Below are 5,478 nucleotides of genomic sequence, written 5' to 3' on the forward strand. Positions count from 1 at the left end.
TTGACACCATGCAGCTTTTAACGCTACGGAGGCTACCTTGGATACCAGATCAAGAATGTGGGCAGCACCAAAGGTTACAAATCCGCCTTCTGTTGTTGAATCCAGGTATGGATTAGCAGGATCAATAGCTTCATTTCCAAAACTCTGAAGAATTAGACAGGCTGAAAGAGGACCTTGATAAGAGAAGTCATGATGTACGTATTCAGCTAAATCACGTCCGTTTCGGATATAGCGTGTTTCAGGGTCATATAGTGATTCCCCCGATGATCCTCCATTCTGGATGTCCAGCCAGTCATCGTAGGAGGTTAAGTGGTTTGTGCCAGCTGCGGTTGTACGATATTTTTGCGTAATGGTCTTGGCTCCGAAAGGGATGCCCTTCCAAAGGAATTGTGAGATATAAGGTCCAGTTAGATCACCAGGTGTATTCCCGCGGAACAAAGTACCGGTTGTTACTGCTCCATTGAATTTTGGTCCCCGAAAATCCGATAGTCCAGACAATTCGGATGCTGCTGCTTTTGTAAGAGGGTTGCTGCTGAATTTCGAAAACGGGACATCCCTGGTCAGTGCCTGCCAGTATACTTCCACCGTTTCACCTGCCTGCCATGCACTGTTGAACGTGGGTGGGGCTGCCAGGTTCATTTTATGGCTATCTGCACCAATGAAATCATATGCATAAGCAGCCTGCGGATTCGCCAGTTTGGCAGATCCGCCAAGGGGAATTGAATCAAAATCACTCACCCTGCCGCTCCTAAGTGCTTTCAAATAAAGTTTGTATGCGTTTAAGTCTACTTCTCCAAACGAATTATGTGGCAGACCTTTTGAGAAGTTTGCTATTTTGTCAGGATACAAGCATTCGTCACCATTGCATTCTGGATCTGGAAGCGGAGTATATCTTTGGTCTAAAGCCGCTTGATAGCGAATGTCATAAGTCTTCTTATTGCGTTCTTCTGCTCGTAAAGGGCCAGCATAACATCCCTTTTCATGCTTCTCTTTCCTTCTTCTTTCTCGCCAATCTCTTCTTCTTCCCATATTATCACCCTGTTTATAAGTGCTCTGCCACCGCTCAGCTGTGGAAGAACTAGTCTAATCCTTTCATCATATGTCCTCGAATAAATGCGGGATACAGATTGGTAGGAAAATAGACAAGAGCGGAATGGCACGAAAAAATGAAGGGACACGGGGACCAGGTGATGTGTCTCATGTATTATTTCACCTCACATATGGTGCATATCACCGTTCCTTATTCCACGTATCCCAAAAGTTTTGTAAAATTGTAAGGGAGAAGACAAAGGCATTGTCTCTAACAACCGTAAAGTGGTGAGGTTGATTCAACAGTTACTTTTACTTCAGCGTGTGATTGATTATATAGAGGATCATATTAAAGAGGAACTTAGTGCTGAAGAGCTGGCGAGAATGGTTGGATATTCTCCTTATCATTTTTCGCGGATTTTTCAAAAGCAGACGGGTTATACATTGATGGATTATGTGGTAAAAAGAAAGCTCCAGTTTGCACTCTATGAATTGGTTAATGGGAAAAAGATCATCGAACTTGCCATGGATTATGGCTTTGAAACACATTCTGGCTTTACGAGGGCGTTCAAAAAGTGTTTTGGAAGTCCTCCGAGCCTTTATAAGGAGCATGGTCCGACATCACTGCCTCAAAAACTGGATTTGATGAGCCTTCACCAAAAGAACACGGGAGGCATTGTCTTGCAGCCCCAGATTGTCCGCCGGGATGCTTTTTATGTCGCTGGGAAAATATTCAGTATAGAGAATTTCCCTGCTGACAGAAATGTGCCTGCCTTTTGGGAGCAGGAAGGTTTGACAGATGGTTCGATTGAAACTTACTTATACAAGACATTGTCGCCGAAAAGGCATGGAGAGTATTGTATCAATTTGAGCCGCAGCCTTGATGAAGGCTGTCGTTATTTATTTGCTGTAGATTATGACGGTGAAATTAGCTTACCGGATGGAGTAACCGCTACACAAATCCCTGGGGCTGTCTATGCGATATTCCGGACACCTTTGGTTGAGGTTGGCCAATTCGCTACGGCGATCAAAGGAACGTGGAGATACATACTGGAGGATTGGTTTCCGCATTCATCCTATGAAGTGGATGAAGAGGGCTTCGACTTTGAATTTTATGATGAGCATTGCCATTATTGGGATTTTAAAAAAGTCTATATGGAAATTCATATTCCGATTAAAGAAAAATCTCGAGAATGAAATCATCCTCGAGATTTTTTAATTACCAACTGATAGAGATAGATTACTGGTGTTAACAGAATGGCACTTGCAATCATAGCTATTTTTATAGAAAAATTGGCGGCAATCAATCCTATTGCAGGTCCTCCGCTAATTTGACCAATCGCATCAACCTGGCCTTTTACCGAAAAGAACGTCGCGCGTGTCGAGGAATCAGGAATGATTTTATTCAGCCATGTATCCTCAAGCGGTGCCATGACAGACCTTGTTCCTTGTATGATCAGGTAAAAGCACAGCAAGCTGATGATTCCAGTTGAAAGAGCAAAACCGGTCAGCGACGTGATGATCAGAACACATCCCACCAACAAGGATACGTAGATGGTGTTTAACTGATGATGGAGAGAACTCCGGCTGATAAAATGAAGGCCGACAAATGAAAGGAGCATCACGACAAAATTAATGCCGCCAATCAGGAGGACTAAATTCCCCTCTGTCATGTAGGCGAGACGGGTTTCTTCAAGAAAGTGAGAAATCCATAGCCGGTCAAAGCCTTCGCTGTATAACCCGAAAAACAGAGCAATAAGGAAGAGAATCCGCATCAGATAACTGGCCTTTGTGTAATGGACCATCTGGTTCATATTACTTTTCAGCGTCTTCCAAGTGGATGTATTTTCAAGTTGAACAGGTTTGAAATTCTCTTCTTTCATAAAAAGGAGCAGAAAAACAGCTAACCCCACCATAGAGAATCCGCCAATGATGATGGGCAAATTGATCATAAAATAATAACCGATCAACATACTTAAAGGAATCGCGATTACCTCCCCAAGCTTGCCAGCCTTAGCGCCATTTACAAACGCCAGGGAAGCACGATCTTCTCCGATTTCATCAGCAATCCAAGCTTGATGCGCACCGCTTGTGAACGTGTAGCCAATTCCCCACAGGACTTGAGACAATAACACGGCTACGAAATACGGAAACGAGCCCTCGATGAGGAACCCAGCCCCAATCAAAAAATATCCGATAATCACAGAAAGCCTGCGACTTTTTAAATCCGCCAAAAACCCAGTAGGAATCTCAAACAGGAACACAACTGCCTCCAGAACACTCCCAACCAGAACCAGCTGCAACGGACCAAGTCCCACGACTTTCACATGATACAGCAAGTTAACCGTAAAAATAAATGTAAAAAAGAACTGAGACCAAAAACGTGTATAGATATAGACACGATACGAATCCATTTTCTTGATAAATGTCAATTTCATCTCCCCCTATCCAGATTATAGAGAGGGAGGAAGATGATTTCTTTTCCAAAATTGCGGTTTTTTGGAGTGTTGGGGAGTAAAATTAGCTTATTTCGAAGCCTACGCTCTTTTGGTTCCCGAATGTAAAGCGAGAACTATTCCTTGTCTCTTAAGTACATCACCCATAATCATTGCATAGGATATGTTGATAAACTGGGAAGGGATTGAGAAAAATGTACTATGCTCCTCATGGGTATTCAAATCAATACATTTATTATGGTAATGGGCAGATGTATTACGATGGAAGACAGTCTGGTCATTGGGCTTATCCTTATGGATCGCAGCATGTCAACGGTTTTCATGCTTTCCGCTATCCTAACGGGAATGGGATGATTCCTTTAGCGGATTATGGACCAAATCCATATGTGGTAAATATCAATGAAGCGACAAAGCAAAACAACACATATCGTACGGCTTTATGGACAGGAACGCATTTACAAGTCACGTTAATGAGCATCGAGGTTGGCGGTGATATCGGCTTGGAAATGCATCCTGATGTTGATCAATTTTTACGGGTTGAACAAGGCCAGGGGATTGTTCAGATGGGCCAGAGCAAAGATAATCTAACCTTTCAAAGACAGATCGTAGACGATTCTGCCATCATGATTCCTGCAGGAACATGGCATAATGTGACCAATACCGGCAATACTCCGTTAAAGCTTTATTCCATCTATGCGCCTCCTAACCATCCATTCGGGACTGTCCACGTAACCAAGGCCGATGCAATGGCCGGTGAAGGCGGAGCTAACGGCAATGGGAATACGGTTGTTTTTGGCAAGACTCCAGATGAATGGGTACGGCACACGGAATATTTAGTGCAGGAAGGATTAGAGGATGTTAAAAGAGGAATCAACGCTACGCACATTCTTCAAGAATTTATTCTAATGGGAGTGCTTGTAGGGAAAGGGTATACTCCGGAAAAAGCATATGAAACCGTAGAAGAATGGGAGCGTACAGGAAAATCCCAACTTCTTCTTCAGAGCAAAAATATGTAGGGATGAGAGGAAAAGGGAACGTGAACCTTTGCTTCTTAAGCTTGTCTTTTTTTATTGCGGACAAAGGGACGGATCTTATGTCCGTCCCATTGCCTTTTGAATTGAAGTTGTTAGGCAAGCTGAATGTCACCGGTCACCCTGCTGGCGGGGCAGTTGTTCTTGCGCCTAATTCCTGATCGATCAGTAAAAGAGCAGAAGGGTTATTTTCAGCAAGCTTAAGACGATCAATAATCGTTTTGGCTTGTGCTTCTTCGTCTATTTGTTCCCTTAAAAAGTCCTGGATGATTAAAGCAGCCTGAGGGTCGATTGGATTCACATAATTATAAGCTTGACGGTAAGTATTCGTAACAAACTGCTCATGACCTAATACTTTTTGAAAGGTCTCTAACGGAGTGCCAAAGTCAGCTGGCTGGGCAGGGATGCTTTTTATTTGGACATTTCCATCCCGGTCCACGACAAAATCAATTAAGGTAAGCATATGGGTTCTCTCTTCCTCTGATTGCAACCTTAACCAATGTGCTATCCCTGTATAATTCTGTTTTGCCATATGTGCAGACATAGCGAGATATAAAGTTGAAGAAACATGCTCGAGTTGAATTAAATCATTAAACAAGCCTTGAAGTTCATCATTCATTTTTTTCACTCCCCAATAACTATAAAATCTACAGTTTAGTTTATAGAAAATAAGAAGATATGAAACTTGTATACGTGTTTTTATAGAAACCCGGGGTGTTCTCTTTTTAACTCTTTGTATTGAGAATGCTGCAGAATGGTTCAGTCCGACTGAAGCCGATACTGACGTGACTCTCCCTGTGGCACGTGCGAAGACCTGCACCATTGAATGAAAAAAGAATACGATATTGGGCGAATGATTTTTGGAGGTGCGAAATGGAGAGCTATTCTACCCAAAGCATCATTGTTCTTGGTACGGCGATACTGGTTGTAGGTGCTTTTTTTGTCTTCATCGGGGAGTATAG

Annotated in this window: 4 protein-coding genes and 1 pseudogene; 2 read left to right on the forward strand and 3 right to left on the reverse strand. The window is 42.9% G+C overall.

The window, feature by feature from the left end:
- A pseudogene (locus tag ACH0QE_RS16875) lies at positions 1 to 1,029 on the reverse strand (phosphoesterase); the annotation flags it as partial.
- Between the two features lie 294 nt (positions 1,030 to 1,323).
- Here ACH0QE_RS16875 and ACH0QE_RS16880 point away from each other — a divergent pair.
- Positions 1,324 to 2,226 carry an AraC family transcriptional regulator gene (locus ACH0QE_RS16880; RefSeq protein ID WP_415801736.1) on the forward strand — a complete coding sequence of 301 codons (903 nt, stop codon included), beginning with the start codon at positions 1,324 to 1,326 and terminating at the stop codon, positions 2,224 to 2,226.
- A 2-nt stretch (positions 2,227 to 2,228) separates the two neighbouring features.
- Here the strand turns inward: ACH0QE_RS16880 and ACH0QE_RS16885 are convergent, their stop codons facing one another.
- Positions 2,229 to 3,461, reverse strand: coding sequence for an MFS transporter (locus tag ACH0QE_RS16885; RefSeq protein ID WP_415801737.1), 1,233 nt, complete (start codon positions 3,459 to 3,461; stop codon positions 2,229 to 2,231).
- A gap of 218 nt (positions 3,462 to 3,679) precedes the next feature.
- On the opposite strand from ACH0QE_RS16885, the gene ACH0QE_RS16890 reads away from it, so the two are divergent.
- Entirely contained in the window at positions 3,680 to 4,501 is an 822-nt protein-coding gene (locus ACH0QE_RS16890) for a cupin domain-containing protein (protein ID WP_415801738.1), read from the forward strand.
- A gap of 133 nt (positions 4,502 to 4,634) precedes the next feature.
- Here the strand turns inward: ACH0QE_RS16890 and ACH0QE_RS16895 are convergent, their stop codons facing one another.
- Entirely contained in the window at positions 4,635 to 5,135 is a 501-nt protein-coding gene (locus tag ACH0QE_RS16895) for a ferritin (RefSeq protein ID WP_415801739.1), read from the reverse strand.
- Between the last annotated feature and the right edge of the window lie 343 nt (positions 5,136 to 5,478).

Origin of the sequence: Mesobacillus sp., from assembly GCF_047739415.1 — a bacterium.
Classification (GTDB): Bacteria; Bacillota; Bacilli; order Bacillales; family Cytobacillaceae; genus Mesobacillus.